Origin of the sequence: Halpernia humi (assembly GCF_900108025.1) — a bacterium.
In the GTDB taxonomy this organism is placed as follows: Bacteria; Bacteroidota; Bacteroidia; order Flavobacteriales; family Weeksellaceae; genus Halpernia; species Halpernia humi.
Map to the genome: position 1 here is coordinate 164,418 of NZ_FNUS01000002.1, position 20,227 is coordinate 184,644.

The window sequence follows — 20,227 nt, forward strand, 5'->3', positions numbered from 1 at the left end:
TTTAATCCCTTCGGGATTTTTTACTTTTTTCCACGAGATGAATCTCGCGGTTATTCAAATTTAATCCCTTCGGGATTTTTTTAATTAATTATCAATTATCATTTTTTATGAAAGGCGATATATTATTTTAAAAACGATAATCTTGTTGAACGCGATAATCTTGTTAAACGCGATAAATCGCGTTTCTACGCGATGTCATTTATTTCTTCTATATTTTGTTTTTTACCCATTCCTTCTTCATCATATATCTGTATTCTGGAACTTACATTTAAAATAATTCCCAATTGAAAATAAGTCACCAACATTGAAGTTCCACCGTAACTTATTAATGCCAAAGGTTGCCCAGTGACCGGTATTAAATTTATAGCAACCGCAATATTTACAGCCACTTGCACAAAAATCATTATTCCGATTGCGAGTACGAGTAAAGACCCGAAAAATGCAGGCATTTTACTAGCAATAATAACGATGCGGATAATCATTATCAAATACAGTGAAATTAGAAATATGGCGCCAATTAAGCCGTATTCTTCCACTACAATTGCAAAAATAAAATCTGAAACGGATTGCGGCAAAGTTTGTTTCAATGCACTTTTTCCTGGGCCCATTCCGGTAATTCCGCCGTGAACGATGGCGGCTTTTGCTTGCATCGTTTGATAATTTTTGGCTTTTAAGGCCTCATCATCAACATCGGTAGATTTTTTGGAATTTGTGAAAGTTTCAATCCGGCTCATCCAAGTGTGTACGCGATTTCCGCCGAGTAAGTTAGTGTTTAGAGCAACTATGATAAATAAAACCATTGCAACCAACGCTGTCGAAATAAAACCAACAATATATCGCCAGTTTAGTTGGCCAATTATCAGAACAGCAATAGAAACCATTAGAATCATCAAAGCAGTAGATCCGTTGTCTTTTGCTACTAAAATAAATACCAGTAAAATAGGTCCAAATATGTATAAAACATTTTCAATCGGCAGTCGATCCCTTGTTATTTTTTTGGTTAAATATCTACACAAATAAATAATTAAAGTTAAATAAGCGAATGAGGAAGGTTGAAAAGAAATTGGTGTTCCTGGGATTTTTAGCCAACGGGAAGCGGAAGCACCATCAATGGTTTGGCCTGTAAATAAAGTGAGGATTAAAAGGATAATAGTGATGCCCAGAAGGAAACTACTTAATTTGCCGATATATTCGTATTTTACAATTCCTACACCGCGCATTATGATGAGCCCTGCAACTACAAATGCCATGTGTTTCAGCACGTGGCTAGTTGTGGTTCCATTGTTAACAATATATTGCAAATTAGAACTAGCAGAATAAACGGGGAAAATAGAGAAAATAGAAATCACAATAATGACCATCCAAAGGACTTTGTCGCCTTTTAGATATTCTATTTTATTATCTGTTGATTGGTTTTCCATTTATTTATAATACCGTTTTTAATTATGATTTTTCAACACTTCTTTTTTAAACTGATTGCCGCGATCTTCATAATTTTTAAACAAATCAAAACTTGCGCAGCATGGTGAAAGCAAAACAGTATCACCATTTTGTGCCAGTGATTTTGAGATTTTTACCGCTTCTTCCATCCTTGAGGTGCTGTAAATTTGTTCTTTTTTATCTTTGAAAAAATCTATAATTTTTTGATTATCAACTCCTAAACACACAATGGCTTTCACTTTTCGTTTAACAAGATTCTCAATTTCCGTGTAGTCGTTTCCTTTATCGGTTCCACCAACAATCCAAATTGTGGGTCTCTGCATGCTTTCTAAAGCGTAATAAGTGGCGTTCACGTTGGTTGCTTTGCTGTCGTTGATGAAGTTTACACCGTCAATTTCTGCTACATTTTCTAATCTATGTTCTACTGCTTGAAATGTCATCAAAGAATTTCTAATGTTTTCATTGCTGATTTTTAAAATTTTACCGGCTATAGAAGCGGCTAAACTATTGGCAATATTATGGTTTCCTACAAGCGATAAATCTTCAATTTTCATTGAAAAAGAATCTTGAAAATCTACAACGACATTTCCGTTTTCGATAAACCCACCTTCGTGGAATTTCTCTTTTAATGAAAAGGGAATTTTTCGAACTTTCAAATCCAATTCTTTCAAGAGTTTTTGGCTCATTTCATCGTCTTTGTTATAGATAAAATAGTTGTCGTTTTCTTGATTTTCGGCGATTTTGAATTTTGCGAGCGCGTATTCTTCGTAGTTGTAGTTGTATTGATCTAAATGATCTGGGCTAAGATTTAAAAGCAAAGAAATATAGGGACGAAAGTTTTGAACATCATCCAACTGAAAACTGCTTACTTCTAAAACATAATAGTCGAAATTTTCTTCTGCCACTTGCTTTGCAAAGCTCGTCCCGATGTTTCCACCTAAGCCAACATTTAGGTTTGCTTGTTTTAAAATATGATAAATTAAAGAAGTGGTGGTTGTTTTTCCGTTGCTACCTGTGATGGCAATTATTTTGGCATTGGTAAACGCTGATGCAAATTCTATTTCCGAAGAAAGCCGAATTTTTTTAGCATTAATTTTTGTAATTATATCTGCTTTTTTGGGAATTCCTGGGCTTTTTATAACCCAATCTGCGGCTAAAATTCTTTCTTCAGAATGTTTCCCCTCTTCAAATTCAATTTTGTTTTTTATTAAAAGTTGTTTGTAATTATCACGAATTTCTCCTTTGTCTGAAAGAAATACTTCCAAACCTTGAGATTTCGCTAGCAAGGCCGCGCCGAAACCACTTTCGCCGCCTCCTAAAACTACAATTTTTAAATTTTTATTTTTCAAAATTTTATCGAATTTTTAAAGTAATTAAACAAATAATTGCGAGCATTACACCGATGATTATCATGCGATTAACGATTTTACTTTCATGGTAACCTTCTTTTTGATAATGATGGTGGAGTGGCGACATTTTAAACAACCGATTGTTTTGCGCATATTCTAACCCAAATTTTTTCTTTCTATATTTGAATACAATGACTTGCAGCACGACTGAGAGATTTTCTACTAAAAATATCCCGCACAATACCGGTATTAGTAATTCTTTTCTTAAAATTATGGCCAAAACCGCTATGACGCCGCCAAGCATTAAACTTCCTGTGTCGCCCATAAAAACTTGCGCTGGATAAGTATTGTACCAAAAAAATCCGATGACGGCGCCGACCAAAGCGAGCGCAAAAATGGTGGTTTCGCCCATATTGGGAAGAAACATAATATTAAGATAATCGGCGAAAATAATATTACCCGAAATGTATGCAAAAAATGCTAATGTGAGCAGTATGACGACGCTAGTTCCGGCTGCGAGGCCGTCAATTCCATCGGTGATATTTGCGCCATTAGAAACGGCGGTCACAATAAAGATCACAATTGGAATAAAAACTAGCCAAGACCATTCTGTGGCCTTTTCTGGAGACATCCAAAATAATATTCCGCTGTAATCAAATTCATTATTTTTCATAAAAGGCACCGTAGAAACAGTCGCTTTTTCGGCTTTTTGAAAATTTTGTTCTACATTATTTCTGTTAATAACAGTTGCATCTGCATATTTTCTCTTCACTGTAATATCTGGGTGAAAATACATTGTAATGCCGATAATTAAACCTAAACCAACCTGCCCAATTACTTTAAATTTGCCGCTTAGTCCGTCTTTATTTTTCTTTACTTTTTTAAGATAATCATCTATAAAGCCAATTGCGCCCATCCAAATCACAGAAATAATGAGAAGCACTATATAAATATTAAAGATTCTGGTAAATAAAACCACGGGAATTAATGTCGCAATAATGATGATTAATCCGCCCATTGTTGGTGTCCCTTCTTTCTGTTTTTGCCCATCTAAACCAAGGTCTCGAACCATTTCGCCCATTTGTTTTTTACGCAAATAATTGATGATTTTTTTACCGTAAACCATTGCGATAAGCAAAGATAAAAGGACAGCAAAAGCAGCCCTAAAAGATATGTATCTTAAAAGATTAATGCCTGGAATGTAAATTCCGTGGTTGGTGAGATATTCGTATAAATAATATAACATTTGCTTTTATTTTAATTAAAGATTAAAACTTTTAAAAAAAAATCTGATTTCTATACTTACAAATAGAATCTATTTTACTTTTTGAGTTTTGAAATCTTCCATATTTAATTCCTTGTTTCTCATATAATTTTAAAATTTCATTCTTGTAATTTTTGTTTTTGTTCAAAATGTACTTTTCACATAAACAAAGTGCTACCATATTTTTCGCATTACTTTCAGAAAAATTTAAATAACCAGGTTCTGGTTTTTCAAATAATTTTTCACTATAGGTGCTTTCACAATCTAAAATTTTCAATTTTTTTTCAAATTTATACGTGAAAATAAAGAATATCAAAATCCACAATCCAATAATCCCTAAGGATACTTTTATGATTCTTGACTTTTTCATTTTCAAATTAACTCATTCTCAAATTTTATTTCCCCATAATTTGCAACAATTCTTCAATCACTTCTTTGTCATCAAAATGATGTTTCACGCCGTTTATTTCCTGATAATTTTCGTGTCCTTTTCCGGCGACTAAAATAATATCTTTTGCTTCTGCGAATTTTATGGCAGATTTTATGGCATCTTTCCGGTCAGGAATGCTTAAAAATTTGTTATAATTTTCGGGTTTTACGCCGGCTTCAATTTCTTTAATAATTTCTTGTGGATTTTCCGTTCTTGGGTTGTCAGAAGTGATAATTGCCAAAGTTGATTTCGCTGCGGCAACTGCACCCATTTCTGGTCTTTTGGTTTTGTCTCTGTCGCCACCACAACCGAATACGCAGATTAATCTTTCGTTTTTCGTGCGGATTTCATTAATGCTGTCTAAAATATTTTCTAAAGCATCTGGCGTGTGCGCATAATCCACAATGAAGAAAATTCCGCTTGGCGATTTTATGGTTTCAAATCTACCTTTTACACGTTTTAATTGTGAAATTGCGGTTAAGATTTCATTGTCTTCAAATCCACATTCTGAAGCAATTGCAAAAACCAATAGCAAATTATAAACATTAAATTTCCCTGTAATTGTTGTCCAAAATTCTTGATTATTGAAATTTAAAAGCATTCCGTTAAAATCAGTTTCCAACAGTTTTCCGTTGAAATCTGCGATGGTTTTCATGGCGTAAGATTTTTTCTTGGCTGATGTATTTTGCAACATCACATTTCCGTTTTTGTCATCTACATTTGCAATGGCAATTGCGGAAGAATTTAATTCATCAAAAAATCTTTTCTTCGTGTTTAGATATTCTAAAAATGTTTTATGGTAATCTAAATGATCGTGTGTAATATTGGTAAAACCAGCGATTTTAAAATGCAAACCTTCAATTCTATCTTGGTGAATGCCGTGAGAAGAAACTTCCATAAATGCGTATTCACAGCCATTTTCCAGGGCTTTTGCTAAAATTTTATTAATGGTTAAAACATCGGGCGTTGTGTGGGTTGACGGAATAATTTCATCGCCAATTCTATATTCAACTGTAGAAATTAAAGCCGAAGAATAACCCAAAATTTTAAAAACATCAAACAGTAAGGTGCAAACAGAAGTTTTTCCGTTTGTTCCTGTAACGCCGATTAAGGTTAATTTTTCTGAAGGATTTCCATAAAAATTTGAGGCTAATTTACCTAAAGTTTTAGAAGAATTTTTGACTTTTATATAAGTGCAATTTTCATTAATTTCGCTCGGAAAATCTTCACAAACGATAACCGAACTTCCTTTTTCTATTGCAGAATTTATAAACAAATGGCCATCAGAAACGGTGCCTTTTACTGCCACATAAAGCGAATTTTTCGCGGCTTTTCGGCTGTCAAAAACAATTTCAGAAACTTCACGGTTTATTTCACCGTTGGTTTCTAAAGTTGAGATTTTGTTTAAAAGTTCTTTTAAATTCATTTTTTATTTTTTTCCACGGTATAGATCGCGCGGTTCTTTTAATTAAATCCCTTCGGGATTTAGCAATTTTTTATGTTTATCTCTTTTTTTTTTTACTTTTGTAATGTGAGATATATTCTTTGGTTTTTCTTCAGTTCTGCACCTTTCAAGGGAAATTGTCCTTTTATTTTTCCCACACCTTTAAAATCGACTCGGTAACCTAAATTTTCTAATTGTGGAATGACATTTTTCCCGATTAATCCTATTACATTTGGCATGGAATCGGCCTTTACCACAATTTTTATGGGGTTGTGAACCATTTGATTAAGATTAACAGGTTTATCTGCTAGTATATTTTTTTCAATATTTAATGGTGTTTTTAAAAATGTTTTTCCTGCTATCTCTTTAAATACGGGAGCCGAAACAGTTGCGCCATAAAATCCGATTGATGGATCTGGCTGGTTCACCATCACTACGCAGGTATATTTAGGATTATCTGATGGATAAAAGCCCATAAAAGAGGCTTGGTATTTATAGGGGCCTGGTTTCCAATATTCAAATCTTGCGGTTCCGGTTTTGCCAGCGATTCTTAAATTTGGTGTGTAAATACTTTTTGCGGTTCCTTTTTCTACGGCTTTTGTGAGTGCAGAAGTCATTTCAGAAATGGCTTTATCAGATGCCATTTTTTTTACCATAATTTCTGGCTTTGCCGTGAAAATTTCTTGGCCGTTTTTAATTATTTTATCTATAAAAAGTGGTTTTAGCATGACGCCTTTATTGGCAATTCCGTTATAAAAGGTGGCCATTTGTAGCAAACTAAATCGTGAAGAATAGCCATACGACAAAGAGGCTAAAGTGGCTTTGTTCCAACGTCTATTTTCTGGCGTCACGATGATTGGTTTTGCAACTCCAGGGATTTCAATATCCATTTTATCAAACAATTTCCACTTTCGCAAATGGTCGAGAAAAACTTCGGGTTTGTCACGATATGCGCCAGTAATTAATTTGGCTGCTCCAACGTTGCTAGAGTGCGCTAAAACATCGCTTACATCGTAATTTCCGCTGCTGTGGTCTGTAATTCTTTGTCCTTCGTAAGTCCAAGCTGTTGAGGTTTGCACGCGTGTGTTTTCGTCAATTAAACCATCGTCCATCGCGGCTAAAAGTGAAACCGTTTTAAAAGTAGAACCTGGTTCTGTGGCGTCTTTTAAAATATAATTATAAGCATCCGCATAAACACCTGGTTTTGTGCGGCGAAGGTTTACCATTGCTCTTACTTTGCCTGTTTTTACCTCCATCACAACCACGCAGCCGTGGTCTGCATTAAATTTTATTAATTGTTTTTCTAAAGCAGAATGTGCAATGTCTTGAATTCTTAAATCTAAAGTGGTGTAAACGTCGTCTCCATCTACAGGTTCTTGCACTTTCCAGTAATCAATTGGTTTCCACTGGCTGCTATTTATTCTTTGTTCTAATCTTTTGCCGTCTGTTCCTGTTAAATATTTCGAAAAAGCGCCTTCTAAGCCTGATGAATATTTACCATTGTCCATCCCAATGGTGCCAGATCCAATTTCGGTAGTGGCGAGTTCTCTTTTAAAATTTCTATCTACAATAAACCCGCCTTTATTTTTCCCTTTATTAAAGATTGGGAAGTGGCGAATGCGGTCGTATTCATCAAAGTCTAAGCCTTTAATAAGTTGATAATATTGATTTTCTGCTTTTTTCTGTGCATCAAATTTTGCTCGGAAATAATTTCTTGGTTTACCAAACATTAAACTTAAAGAATCGCAAAGTGCAGAAATATTATTTTTATAAATGGTATCGCGCATTGTTTTAAAATCTAGAAAAACATCGTAGCGCATTACTGTTGTTGCTAAAATTGAACCGTCTGATGCATAGAGGTTTCCACGTGCGGCAGGGAGAGTTGCTTCTCGGTAATTTTTATTGATATAATCATCCTGAATTTCTTCTACATTTGTATTTTGCAGAATTACTATTCTTGCAATGAAAACTACAAAAACCACCAAAGCAACCAGAGCGAAAAGGTAGCCCCATCGCAATGTTTTTTTACGTTTTATGTCATAATCACTTTGGTTTTGCATCGTTCGGGTCTAATTTTATCAGTAATTTGTGTGGGTGATTTTGCAATGTCATAAGGGAATCTTGCACCATTTCTTTGCCGAGTTCAGATTCTAATTTTACTTTAATTAATTTGCTTTGTGCATACGCATTTCGCGATTTGTATTCTTCAGTTTGCTCTTTTAATGCGTTTACTTGTTCTATTTTTGTGCTTACAAGATGGTTGCTGTAAATTAGAATCATCATTAAGACAAAAATTAGCATAAAATATTTGTAATGAATTTTTATTTCATCACGGTTGAGGAAATTTCCTTTTATAATATCTATAAAAGTGAGTTTCTTCTGGGTTTTATATGTGGCTGGTTTTTTTGCCAATTTTTCTAATTTTTTATACCTGTTCTCATTTTGGCACTTCTCGCTCTACTATTTTCTTCAATTTCTTTTTCATCTGGAACGGTCGCTTTATTTTGAAGCAAAGTGAATACTTTTGTGAAGTTGCCATAAATATCACGTTCCGGCTCGCCTTCGAACATACCGTTTTTTAGAAATCTTTTTACCAACCGATCTTCTAATGAATGGTAAGAAATCACCACCAATCTGCCTTCAGGTTTCAAAACGCGATAAGATTGTTGCAACATTTCTTTCAAGGCTTCTAATTCTTGATTCACTTCTATCCGAATGGCCTGAAAAATTTGCGCAAAATATTTATTGCGCTTTGGCGGTGGGATGTAATGAAAAATATCTTTCAACTCTTGTGTTGATTTGATTGGTTTAATGAGTCTTTGTTGCACGATTTGGCGTGCAATTTTCCGCGAATCTCGCAGTTCGCCATATTGGTAAAAAAGATTTGCTAAATCTTCTTCCTCATATTTATTGACTACTTTTTTGGCGTCTAATTGTTGTCTCACATTCATCCGCATATCCAAAGGCGCGTCGCTTCTGGTAGAAAAACCTCGCGTTTCAACATCAAACTGATGCGATGAGACACCCAAATCTGCCAAAACCCCATCAACCGCAGAAACACCAAAACTCAAGAGTGAGTTTTCTAAAAATCTGAAATTTTGATTAATTAACGTAAAACGCTCATCATCAATCTTATTTTCTAAAGCATCCAAATCCTGATCAAAACTAAAAAGCCTGCCTTTTGGAGATAATTTTTTTAAAATTTCTCGTGAATGACCACCGCCGCCGAAAGTAACATCTACATAAGTGCCATCGGGATTGGTAATTAAATCTTCTATGCTTTTGTGCAGCAAAACAGGATTATGATACATCTTCGTCCATATTTAGAGAGCCCATAACGTCTTCAGCGAGTGTTGCAAAGTCTATTTCACTGCTGTAAATTACTTTTTCATAAGCGTCTTTATCCCAGATTTCAAAGATTTCTCCCGCACTTGTGATGACGATTTCTTTTTTCAACATGGCAAACTGCATCAAATCTTTTGAAATCTGAATTCTTCCGGCATTATCAAATTCTACCATTTTTACACCTGCAGTAAACAAGCGAATGAAATCTGCATTTTTCTTTACAAATCGGTTCAGTTTGTTGATTTTAGACATTACTTTGTCCCACGCATTTGGCGGATAAACTTCTAGACAGTCTTGAAAAACAGAGCGTTTCACGATGAATGTGGCATCGGCGAAAGTGGCCATTTGCTTCAAAAGTGAAGACGGCACTTTAAGGCGACCTTTGTCGTCTATTTTACATTCATATGTCCCGATGAATTGATTCATTTGGGACAAATTTATAAAAAAATTCCAGATTCTCCCACTTTTTCCCACTTTTTGACTTAATGTGGATAAATAATTTTAAAGAAAGCCTGGAATTAGTAAATAATTGATAGCAAACATTTTAGCACTTTAAAAAAATAAACTTTACTAATAAAAAATTTCTTATTTTTAAAGTTGAATTTTCGCAGACAGACTTAATCTAAAAATAGGATAAAATTGCTCTTAAATTTGTATTTTTGCAGCGCTCCAGAAAGAGATTTATGAGATTTAAAACTAAAAAGGAAAAAAAATTCAATTTCATCCAAGAAGGTGAAGGCAAGCCGATGGTGCTTTTGCATGGATTGATGGGTGGTTTAAGTAACTTCACAGGAATGATAAATTTTTTTTCCGAAAAAGGTTATGAAGTTTTTGTACCCGAACTTCCCATTTATGATTTACCCGTCTTAAATACCAATCTTACGAGTATTGCAAAATTTGTAGCCAGGTTTATTGATGAAGAAATAAAGCAACCCGTCACAATTGTGGGGAATTCTATGGGTGGCCACGTGGGTTTAATTTTAACTGCTTCTCGGCCAGATTTGGTTCAAAATTTAGTTCTCACAGGCAGTTCTGGTTTATATGAAAGAACTTTTGGCGATAGTTTTCCGCGTAAGAGTGATAAAAATTATTTAAGGAAAAAGATTGAAGAAGTTTTTTACGATCCGAAAATTGCAACCGACGAATTGTTGGAAGAAGTTTTTGCTTTGGTAAATGACCGAATGAAAGGCATAAAAACGGTGATGCTTGCAAGAAGTGCCATCAAACACAATATGCTGAATGATTTACCCAATATAAAATGCCCAGTTTGTATCATTTGGGGAATGCAAGATAATGTAACGCCACCAGAAGTGGCCGTGGATATGGATAAATTTTTACCCAATTCTGATTTATTTTGGATTGATGAATGTGGCCACGCTGCCATGATGGAAAAACCAGATGAATTTAATAGAATTCTCTACAACTGGTTGAAAATTAAATAAATTTCTAACATATTTTAATTTTATTTTCTTAATTTGCTTAAAATAAATAAACAAAGTTTATTCCTTATTTTTAAACATTAAGGACTTAAGAAATTCATTCATAAAAATTGATTAAGAAATCAATAAATTGATTTTTGTAAAGTTTTTTAAGTGCAATAAACTTTAAACCTTAATGTCTTAATGTTGAAAAATCATTGTTTATTCCTTATTTTTAAACATTAAGGATTTAATAAATTCATTCATAAAAATTGATTTTTGTTAAGTTTTTTAAGTGCAATAAACTTTAAACCTTAATGTCTTAATGTTGAAAAATCATTGAATATAGCACAGAATAAAAGAAATAAAAAAACAATGGAGGAAATAAAACCTCCATTTTTAGTATGGTTATAAAAACAGCAGAATTTTTAAAAAGCAGCAGCAGGTGGCAAGATTGCCCAGAACCCAATTTGCCAGAATATGCATTTATTGGCCGCTCCAATGTGGGGAAATCTTCATTGATTAATGCGATGATGAACCATAAGGATTTAGCAAAAACCTCGCAAACACCAGGAAAAACACAATTAATTAATCATTTTTTGGTAAATGAAAATTGGCTTTTAACCGATCTTCCCGGTTTTGGTTTCGCGCGCGTTTCAAAATCTATCAGGAAAGATTTTGAAAAAATTATTACCAATTATATTTTAAATAGAAGCAACCTCGTTAATCTTTTTGTTTTAATAGACATACGCCATACGCCACAAAAAATTGATTTAGATTTTATGCAATGGTGCGGTGAGAGCGATATTCCTTTCAGCATCGTGTTTACAAAAGCAGATAAATTAAAACCGGGCGCAGCAGATAAAAATGTCGCCATTTACCGCGAGGAACTTCTAAAAACTTGGGAAGAATTGCCCGAAATATTCGTTACTTCCGCAGAAAAAAAATATGGCGGCGATTTTATTTTAGATTATATTTCCGCTACAAATGAAATGCTCAGTAAAAATAAAATAAAATTTGAATGAAAGGTTTAATTTGGAAAATCAAGAGTTTTTCAGAATTATCTACTGAAGAATTATATAAAATATTAGCGATTCGGCAAAAAGTTTTTGTGGTAGAACAAGAATGCTATTATTTAGACGCCGATAATTATGACCAGAAAGCCGTTCACCTTTGGGCAGAACAAAATGGCGAAATTTTAGCCTATTTAAGAGTATTTCCAGAAAACATTAAATATAAAGAAGCAAGCATCGGTCGTGTTTTGACGGCGCTTTCTGTACGAAATAAAAATTTAGGGAAAACCTTGGTTTCTTTTTCATTACAAATAATTCTCAATCAATTCAAAACCAAATCTGTTCGTATATCCGCGCAAGATTATTTAATTAAATTCTACGGAAATTTTGGTTTTAAAGATACTGGCAAAAAATATTTGGAGGATGATATTCCACATACGGAAATGCTTTTATCGCCCATTCTACGACCTTAAAATAGAATGGTTTTGCAATTGCTGATCTGAATGAATTTCGGCGTAAAATTATTGCACTTAGGGAAAAAGTTTTATCTAAATAATAAAAATGTTCTCACTTGTGTCTAAAAAATAGAATATATTCTTTTTTCCCTCAAACCTCTATTATCAAATGCTTTTTCAGTAAATTAGCATAATTAAAAAATATTATATGAAAAAGTTATTTTTATTATGCACCTTTCTCCTTAGTTTTTTGCAAATGCGCGCAGACGAAGGAATGTGGCTTATGATGCTCGTTAAAAGATTAAACGGCACCGATATGCAAAAAGAAGGCTTGCACCTCACTCCAGATGAGATTTATTCGGTAAACCATTCTAGTTTGAAAGATGCCATTGTAAGTTTTGGTGGTTTCTGCACGGGTGAAATTGTGTCTTCTGAAGGTTTAATTTTCACCAATCACCATTGCGGATATGATGCTGTTGCAGCGGCTTCCACGCCAGAAAGAGATTATTTGAAAGATGGATATTGGGCAATGAAACGCGACCAAGAATTTAATGCTAAAGGTCTTTATGTAAGATTTTTAGTAAGGATGGATGATGTTTCAAAACGCATCAATTCTAAATTGAATAACGATATGTCGCCAGAAGAAAGACAGGCTGCGATTGATGCGGAATACAAAGCCATAAAATTAGAAAATTCTGAAAACGGAAAATATACAGTTGTTGTAAAAGATTTTTTTAACGGCAATGAATTTTATTATTTCGTTTATCAAGATTACAAAGACATTCGTTTAGTTGGTGCTCCGCCAGCGTCTTTAGGGAAATTTGGTGGCGATACAGACAATTGGGAATGGCCACGTCATACCGCCGATTTTTCTATTTTTCGGGTTTATGCAGATGCCAATAATAATCCTGCAGAATATTCAATGAGCAACGTTCCGATGAAACCAAAGCATTTTTTGCCAATTTCCTTAAAAGGTTATAAACCAGGTGATTTTGCAATGATTATCGGTTATCCTGGAAGAACAAACCGTTATTTAACCTCTTTTGGAATTAAACAAATGGTTGATAAAGATTATCCGGCGTGGGTAGAAGCCTCCAAACTTTCTATGGATGTGATGAAAAAATATATGGATAAAGATGATGCAACGCGTTTGGATTATGCTTCGCAATACGCAAGTGTAGCAAATTATTGGAAAAACCGCCAAGGAACCATTGATGCAGTAGAAAAAAATGGAACTATTGGGGAAAAAGAAAAAGCTGAAGCAGATTATCAAGCATGGGCACTTTTACCAGAAAATGAAAAAGTTTATAGCGGTGTTTTAGCAGATATCCAAGCCTATTATAAGCAAATTTCAAATAGAAATGTGGAGCGAAATTATTCTTCTCAACTACAGCGAAATGCAAAATACGTATCGGTAGCGTATTCTTTGGGAAGTTTATTTAAAACCTACGCCGACCAAGATGCAGCGGGGCAAACTGCAATGAAACCTAAAGTAGAGGCCGCAATTGAAAAACTATATGATGGTTTCCACGCCAATGTGGAAGGTGAAATGCTAAATTCCTTGGTAAATCTTTACCAGCAAAGAGTGGATAAAGATGTTGCCTCACCAACACTCTTAAAAGCAGATGCTAAAGAATTATCATTAATGGCCGCTTCATCTATTTTTGCAAATGAAGAATCGGCAAAATTATTTTTGAATAATCCTGACCGTTTGAAAATTGACGGCGACCAACTATTTCAATTTGTAAATTCTTACGTTACCGACTATAGATTATTGGGTCAACGTTTTGTGAAAGTAGATGAGAATTTTGAGAAAAATAATCGACTATATTTGGCTGGATTAATGATGGCAAGCCCAGATAAAAAATTCTATCCAGATGCGAATTCTACAATGCGCCTCACTTACGGCCAAGTAGATGTTTTGCCCAAAAGAGATGATAGAAATTACAAAGGCATCAAAGTAAATTATTACACCAATATGGCGGGAATGATTGCGAAATATAAAAAAGGAGATGAGGAATTTGATTTGCCACAAAAAGTTTTAGACTTATACAAAAAGAAAGATTTTGGAATGTATAAAGACAAAGAAGGCTATATGCCAATCAATTTTTTAACAAATAACGACATCACGGGTGGAAATTCTGGCTCACCAGTGATTGATGGCTATGGCAGATTAATCGGTTTGGCTTTCGATGGCAACAGCGAAGCCTTGTCTGGCGATATTGTTTTCGAGCCTAAATTGCAGAAAACCATCAATGTAGATGTGCGATATGTACTTTGGGTGATTGATAAGTATGCCGGAGCAGGCCATATTATCAGCGAATTATCTTTGGTTAAATAACGAAAAAATAAATGATTTTAAATCCGTCCCAGCAGTTTTTTGTTGGGACGGATTTTTTTAAAATCAATTAAAATTCATTGAAATTCTATTGCAAAAAAGTTAACCAAAAATTCTTTTAAAGAAACTTTCTTTCTTTTTTGGTTCTTCTTTTTTCTTATCAGGTTCAGATTTTACGGCCTCTTTCACGTTTTTTACGGCCTCTTTTACGTCTTTCACATCAGTTTTCACATTCTTTACGGCCTCAGTTGCACTCTTAACCGTCGTTTTCACGTTATCAACTTTTTTTTTGTAATTAATGCCAATTAAAGTTTGTGCTAATCCATCTTGCAAACCTTTCCACAAGAGATTGAAAAAGGACTTTGTATTGTCTCTTTTTACCTGTTGCACAACCACAGATGCAGGAAATTTGTCAGAATCACTTTTTATAAATAAATTGGCAATTGCACTTAAGAATTTATTTTTTTCTTTGGAATCTTTCTTTAAAATTACAATTTTCAAATTATCGTGTTGCATTTTCAAATTTCCACTTATTTCAGCAGGATTTCCGTTAAAATTAAAACTCAATTGCTTGATAATGCCAGTTGCTTTTATGCGCAAATAAGGCTCTATAAAAGGATTAATTCTTTCTGCAGATAAATTTTTTGCCGTTCCAGAAATTGTAAATCGGTCTTGAGAATCGGCTACATCAAATCCCCAATTAACGTGCAAAGGCGAAGTTCCCATCAAACCTGCATCAATCGAAATTGCAACATCTGTTGGCTTTCCCTTCATTTTTGCAGAATTAATGTTTTTTATGTTCATATTAAAAGGTTTGAACAATAATTTCCCCGGGCCATTACTGGTTGGGATGTCTTCCTCATAAATTAAAACGGAGTTTTTTACATCCAAATTGGTGATGAAAATTGGTATTTGTACCGATCTCAGCATTTTGGAATAAAGCGATTTTACCGATAAATCATCTTTCGGAATTTTGCTGCGAAAAATATTAGCATTTACTTTATTTAAAGTAACTTGGTCTAAATTTAAAAACCGATTAGCATTTAGAAAACCCCAAGTTCCAACAAAAGAAATGTTTTGCGCTTTCAAATCGTACAAATCCCGCTCTTCCGGAATCATTTTTATGAATTGCGCGCGACTGACTAATGGCAACATTTCAAAATTTGAAAGGGAACCTTTTCCCGACGAAACAGAAATATTATTAGCCGAAATTTTATAAAACCGATTGGGTTTATAAGTGAAATTTTTCGCACTAATATCATAATTCACACTTTTCAGCAGTAGTTTTTGTGCTTTATTTTGCGATAATTCTAACTGGTTAATGTTTAAATTTAAACCGTTTAATGCCAGAGGTTTCTCTTTGCTTATAATTTCTAAATCAGAATTTTTTAGATTAATTTTATTAATTTTTATCGGAAATTCCAAAAAAGAAAGTGGCGTTGCGTTTTCGGATTTCGCATCTGCAATTTTTATTTTTCCTTTTAAATCATTCACCAAAACATCGTCAATCTCCATTTTGAGTTTAGAATTTTTTATGTTCCAACTTTTTATTTTCAAGGATAGATTTTTTAGTGTCAAATCAAAATTATTTTCAGATAAAGCATTTGTGGTCGTTTTTATGGCAGAAGAATTTAGAAAAATACCTTTGGGATTTGCTTTAGCAGAAGTGAAATGCAAATGTTCAGAATTGCTGAAATAGTCTAAATTTTCGCCATCAATATTAAAATCTCCATATTGAAATGGAATTTTTTCCTTAGTCGTTTCGCTGTTTATTTTAATTTTATTGATATTAAAGTTTAATTCAGATGCTAAAAAAAGTGGCGTTTGGTTGGGTTTTAAAATTTCAATCTTGGCATTTTTAAATGTTAAATTTTCCAGATTTACATCATAATCGAAATCTTTTTGAGGTTTTTTGTCTTTAAGATTTTTGGTATAAATTTTTAAATCAGGTTTCGTGATCCGAAGATTTTGTAATGCTATTTTTTTATTTTTAAACTTAAAATCTTTAATGAGTAATTCTTCAGAATACAAATTGAACAAATTTCGTTTATTGGGATAATATTTTGCGAATTGTTGAAAACTCATCAACGGTAAAAGTTTAAACTCATCAATTTTAAGTTCGCCATTATTGGTATTTAAATGATCTGCTAAAATTAAATACAAATCATTCGGTCGGAAAAACAATTTTTGCCCAGTGATGGAGTAGGTGTCAAATCCCAAAGGTAAATTGTAGTTAAAATTTTCTTTAGAAAGTTCCAAGCCAGAAACTTTCAAATTCAAATTTGATAGGCTTAGTAATTTTCTCTGCTTATTTTTAAAAATTGAAATTTTTCCCTCGCTAATGTTGAGGTTTGTAATATCAATGGGGTTTTTGGATGTTTTATCTTTTTTTTGTGGCAGCGTAATATTTAAAATTGGTTTTGTTAAAGTAGCGGTTTTAAAACTAATTTGCTTGTTGAAAATTGCGTTATAAATTCCCAATCGCGAGATTTTTAAAGATTCAACACTTCCTTGGAGACCTAACTTTTTAGTTTCTTTTGGGTTTTTATTATTGATGGTGATTCCTTCTGCAACTATATTTCCTGAAAATAAGTCGACCTCTAATTTTTGGTAGGTCACGTTGTAAGAAGTATTGTTTTTTATGTAATTTGGTAGATTGTTTTTTAGCCAATAATTAATGCCAAAATTTGCCAAAATCACAATTAGCAAGACACTTCCAAATATAACCGTGAAAATGCGGAAGTTCTTTTTTTTCATTATATATTTTTGTTGTGTAATAGTACGAAGTTAGTTATTTATGTTTTCATTGTTGTAAATAAAAAAACCGTCAAATAAAAAATTTAACGGTTAATTTTATATTTTGTTTAGATTTTAGTTGGCAGGAACGCTATTAAAATTTAAAGAAACGCGCAAATTCATATCGGAACTAGTGCTGTTTTTTAGTTCATAAACGGTTCGTACTTTTAGGTTCGTGCTTTTTACAATGCTGTCTAGATAGCCAGAATTATTCAAGTCTAGACTCAAAGTGCTCCCAGAGTTATTGAAGTCTGCGCGTGAGGCTACTAATTTTTCTGCAGCACCATCAGAAGAAATATAAACTTTGAAAGATTTAAAATCTGTAAGAGAACCGCCAGAAGGTGTAACAACGGTTATTTTTGCATCAGAAATTCTCACATCTTTTATCTGTGCATTATTATTTCCGCCAAACCAACTTTGTACATTAGATGCCGTTGTAGAGGAAGAAACTTCTTGATTTGCAGGAACACCTGTCGATACTAAAACATTTGCCGTGTAAGGAAAAGTGTTTTGTACTAAAGATTGAACGGTGCCACAACTCACTAAAGTTGCAGAGGCGATGACGCCTGTAAGAATTATGTTTTTCATGTTTATTTATTATGCGAAATGTTAATCAGAAATTGTACCAAGTTTTTTTTAGTTCACTTTTATACTGAAATGGCCTTTTACATTTCCATCGGCCATTAGGTTTTTGCCCAAAATAATCCAATATTCTCCTTTTTGCGGGGTTTTAAGGTTTAAAGTTTGTCCGTATGGGCCATCAAAACTGCCATCTGGATATTTAATCTGGTTGATTCTAATATTCATTGGCGCTTTTGTTTTAACTGAAATATTAAGGTTAGATTTTGATACATTTTTTAGTTTTAAAGTAAATTTTTGCCCATCATTTGTAAACTGGTCTCCAATAGTAAATGGCAGCATACTCGCATCAGCAGTTCTTACGATTTCACCTTCAATAACGTCTCTGTTTATGCCTTCGTCCAAAACTTTTTCTACGGCTTTAGAATGGGCGATTATGGAGTCTTTTTCATCCGCGGAAACTTCTGCGGGAGGCGTGTTAGAAACGGCAACAGAATCTTTGTTTTCCACATTGTTATTGATTGGTGCGTCTTTTTTGCATGCCATCAATAGAAGTGGAAGCAGAAAAATTAATTTTTTCATAGTTATTTTTTTACTTTTTTAACAAATTTCGCACCAAAATAGTTTTGCTGCAATCTATTTTATTTCGATTCTTCATTTGTATTGATGCTTTCGTAGTATAAGATTTTAGAGAGAAACGTGGTCTTTTGTTTTTTCTCTATATTTTTTTTAATAGACTCTTCTAATGTTTTATTTTGATGTTTTTTAGCGTAATTTAAAAGCTGCTTCTGATTAAAATTGATGGAATTTTTGTGAAAATTTAAAGCAAAATCTTGTCGTTTCATATTTTCTGAAGTGATGATTCCGCCCCAGTTAATATAGCTACAAAGTAAAATAATCCCAAAAAAGCAGCCAAACATTTTATTAAATAAATAGGCATTTGTTTTCTGATTTTTTATTTTAATGAAAGTGAAAATTAATCCTAAAATACTTAAAATTAAAAAAGCATAAACGCCCAATCTTTTATAAGTAAAGCCGAAGTTTCTAATATATTCTGTATTTTTAAATACGGTAGAAAATATTAAAACAACGTTTAAAATTATCCAGATTTTAGCGAAAAGTTTTAAATATTTTGCTTTATTATCGAAATTGAAACCAGATTTGAAGTAAAATAAAATTACCAAAATGGCCATTATGATTGATAAAATTATGGCATTTACGCCGTCGTGTGTTTCAGAACTTAGTTGTGCGCCACTTTTTGTGGTTTCATAAAATTGCTCATAAGAGTATGTTGAAATAAAAACCAATAGTAGAATATTTAATGCTATTAATGAAATAACGCCGCTTGTTCTTTCGTAATCTACGTCTAGAAAAGTGTAAGTGGGTTTTGAAATTTTTTGTCCCTCGGAAAAGTCATTTTTTAAATGTTGATTTTGTTTAAATAGAACTCTTGGGATTAGTAAATTCCAAAAAATAAAAGCGAAGAAAAAACCTAAAATACTGATAAAAAAGAGGTTGAAAAAATTAAGATTCCATTCGTATTCCGAAAATAATTCTGAGAAATGATTGCTTCCCAAACTGTAAACGCCAAAAAAAACGCTTACAAAAAGTATTGGAATTAGAACAAAAGCGACAATTTTTTTAGAAGTGTTGGTGTTTTTAGATTTCGGGAACCATTGGCTAAATTGAAAAAAATCATTAATAAACGTAAATCCGCCACTAATATATGAAGGAATACTCAAAATAAATTTTAAATTTCGATTCTTCGATTTAAAACGCAAAAGCAAAATGGAAGAAATTTCCGCTAAAAATGAAGCGAAATCTGCATACCAAGCAAAAGCAACAGACGATAAAATACTAAAAACGAAGAGTAGTAGAAAAATTTTGTCGCGGTTTCGTTCTTTGGTTTGCCACAAAACGAGCATTGAAAGAATAATTCCGAGAATTCCGAGGTTGAGGCCAATATTTTCATCGTAAAATAAAAGTGTAAAAATGGCGGTTGTTGCGAAGATGAGTTGGTGAAGTTTCATAATTTTTTGTTTTAATTTTTTTAAATAATTTCTAAGCCGATCCATGCGTAAAGAGCAGCAATTGGAATATTGATGAGTAAAATTGAAATAGATTTTATGCAGATTTGCATTTTATTTCTATTAAAAAATGCGTAGATCAGCAATCCAATAATGACCAAAACATTAATTAGTGTGGCGATAAATAGAAAGAGATATCCGCCGACGGCAAAATATCCATTTTTGGAAATTAAATAGCCGAAAAGGCAGATGTTTCCGAGAATAAATGAGAGCCAAAAAGTAATTTTTGTGATAATTTGAACGGGTGAATTTTTCATATTTTAATTTTT

Annotated in this window: 18 protein-coding genes; 4 read left to right on the forward strand and 14 right to left on the reverse strand. The window is 33.2% G+C overall.

Annotated elements, in window-relative coordinates; genetic code table 11:
* Positions 1–185: 185 nt before the first annotated feature.
* The 9 genes from C4S29_RS05720 to mraZ form a co-directional block, all read right to left on the reverse strand.
* Complete coding sequence (locus C4S29_RS05720; RefSeq protein WP_103913185.1) at positions 186–1,421, reverse strand: FtsW/RodA/SpoVE family cell cycle protein; 1,236 nt, start codon at positions 1,419–1,421, stop codon at positions 186–188.
* An 18-nt stretch (positions 1,422–1,439) separates the two neighbouring features.
* Positions 1,440–2,789 (reverse strand): UDP-N-acetylmuramoyl-L-alanine--D-glutamate ligase, encoded by a 1,350-nt coding sequence (murD, locus tag C4S29_RS05725; protein WP_103913186.1) that lies wholly within the window; start codon positions 2,787–2,789, stop codon positions 1,440–1,442.
* Between the two features lie 4 nt (positions 2,790–2,793).
* A complete protein-coding gene (mraY, locus tag C4S29_RS05730) occupies positions 2,794–4,035 on the reverse strand; it encodes a phospho-N-acetylmuramoyl-pentapeptide-transferase (protein WP_103913187.1) in 1,242 nt (413 codons plus the stop codon).
* Positions 4,036–4,066: 31 nt separating this feature from the next.
* Positions 4,067–4,423: a hypothetical protein gene (locus C4S29_RS05735; protein ID WP_103913188.1), complete on the reverse strand. Its 357-nt coding sequence runs from the start codon at positions 4,421–4,423 to the stop codon at positions 4,067–4,069.
* A 25-nt stretch (positions 4,424–4,448) separates the two neighbouring features.
* On the reverse strand, positions 4,449–5,909 hold the full coding sequence (locus tag C4S29_RS05740; RefSeq protein ID WP_103913189.1) for a UDP-N-acetylmuramoyl-L-alanyl-D-glutamate--2,6-diaminopimelate ligase: 1,461 nt from the start codon (positions 5,907–5,909) through the stop codon (positions 4,449–4,451).
* A gap of 92 nt (positions 5,910–6,001) precedes the next feature.
* The gene (locus C4S29_RS05745) at positions 6,002–7,987 is read right to left on the reverse strand and encodes a penicillin-binding transpeptidase domain-containing protein (protein ID WP_103913190.1); all 1,986 of its coding nucleotides are present in this window, start codon (positions 7,985–7,987) and stop codon (positions 6,002–6,004) included.
* Complete coding sequence (locus C4S29_RS05750; RefSeq protein WP_103913191.1) at positions 7,971–8,339, reverse strand: FtsL-like putative cell division protein; 369 nt, start codon at positions 8,337–8,339, stop codon at positions 7,971–7,973. The genes C4S29_RS05745 and C4S29_RS05750 overlap by 17 nt, the downstream gene beginning before the upstream one ends.
* A 5-nt stretch (positions 8,340–8,344) precedes the next feature.
* Positions 8,345–9,238, reverse strand: a complete 894-nt coding sequence (gene rsmH / locus C4S29_RS05755) for a 16S rRNA (cytosine(1402)-N(4))-methyltransferase RsmH (protein WP_103913192.1) — start codon at positions 9,236–9,238, stop codon at positions 8,345–8,347.
* The gene (mraZ, locus tag C4S29_RS05760; protein ID WP_103913193.1) at positions 9,228–9,698 is read right to left on the reverse strand and encodes a division/cell wall cluster transcriptional repressor MraZ; all 471 of its coding nucleotides are present in this window, start codon (positions 9,696–9,698) and stop codon (positions 9,228–9,230) included. The genes rsmH and mraZ overlap by 11 nt, the downstream gene beginning before the upstream one ends.
* Positions 9,699–9,955: 257 nt before the next feature.
* Here mraZ and C4S29_RS05765 point away from each other — a divergent pair, with 257 nt between their 5' ends.
* From C4S29_RS05765 to C4S29_RS05780, 4 genes are all read left to right on the forward strand, one after another.
* The gene (locus C4S29_RS05765; protein WP_103913194.1) at positions 9,956–10,714 is read left to right on the forward strand and encodes an alpha/beta fold hydrolase; all 759 of its coding nucleotides are present in this window, start codon (positions 9,956–9,958) and stop codon (positions 10,712–10,714) included.
* A gap of 380 nt (positions 10,715–11,094) precedes the next feature.
* Positions 11,095–11,715: a ribosome biogenesis GTP-binding protein YihA/YsxC gene (gene yihA, locus C4S29_RS05770; protein ID WP_103913195.1), complete on the forward strand. Its 621-nt coding sequence runs from the start codon at positions 11,095–11,097 to the stop codon at positions 11,713–11,715.
* Positions 11,712–12,176 carry a GNAT family N-acetyltransferase gene (locus tag C4S29_RS05775; RefSeq protein WP_103913196.1) on the forward strand — a complete coding sequence of 155 codons (465 nt, stop codon included), beginning with the start codon at positions 11,712–11,714 and terminating at the stop codon, positions 12,174–12,176. Before yihA ends, C4S29_RS05775 begins: the two co-directional genes overlap by 4 nt.
* A 190-nt stretch (positions 12,177–12,366) precedes the next feature.
* Positions 12,367–14,499 (forward strand): S46 family peptidase, encoded by a 2,133-nt coding sequence (locus C4S29_RS05780; protein ID WP_103913197.1) that lies wholly within the window; start codon positions 12,367–12,369, stop codon positions 14,497–14,499.
* Positions 14,500–14,598: 99 nt separating this feature from the next.
* On the opposite strand, the gene C4S29_RS05785 is transcribed toward C4S29_RS05780, so the two are convergent.
* The 5 genes from C4S29_RS05785 to C4S29_RS05805 form a co-directional block, all read right to left on the reverse strand.
* Entirely contained in the window at positions 14,599–17,253 is a 2,655-nt protein-coding gene (locus C4S29_RS05785) for a hypothetical protein (protein WP_103913198.1), read from the reverse strand.
* A gap of 114 nt (positions 17,254–17,367) precedes the next feature.
* Positions 17,368–17,880: a hypothetical protein gene (locus C4S29_RS05790; protein ID WP_103913199.1), complete on the reverse strand. Its 513-nt coding sequence runs from the start codon at positions 17,878–17,880 to the stop codon at positions 17,368–17,370.
* 48 nt (positions 17,881–17,928) lie between these two features.
* Positions 17,929–18,453, reverse strand: coding sequence for a hypothetical protein (locus C4S29_RS05795; protein WP_103913200.1), 525 nt, complete (start codon positions 18,451–18,453; stop codon positions 17,929–17,931).
* Between the two features lie 59 nt (positions 18,454–18,512).
* A complete protein-coding gene (locus C4S29_RS05800) occupies positions 18,513–19,901 on the reverse strand; it encodes a DUF4153 domain-containing protein (RefSeq protein WP_103913434.1) in 1,389 nt (462 codons plus the stop codon).
* Positions 19,902–19,921: 20 nt separating this feature from the next.
* Positions 19,922–20,215 (reverse strand): hypothetical protein, encoded by a 294-nt coding sequence (locus C4S29_RS05805; RefSeq protein ID WP_103913201.1) that lies wholly within the window; start codon positions 20,213–20,215, stop codon positions 19,922–19,924.
* Positions 20,216–20,227 lie beyond the last annotated feature (12 nt).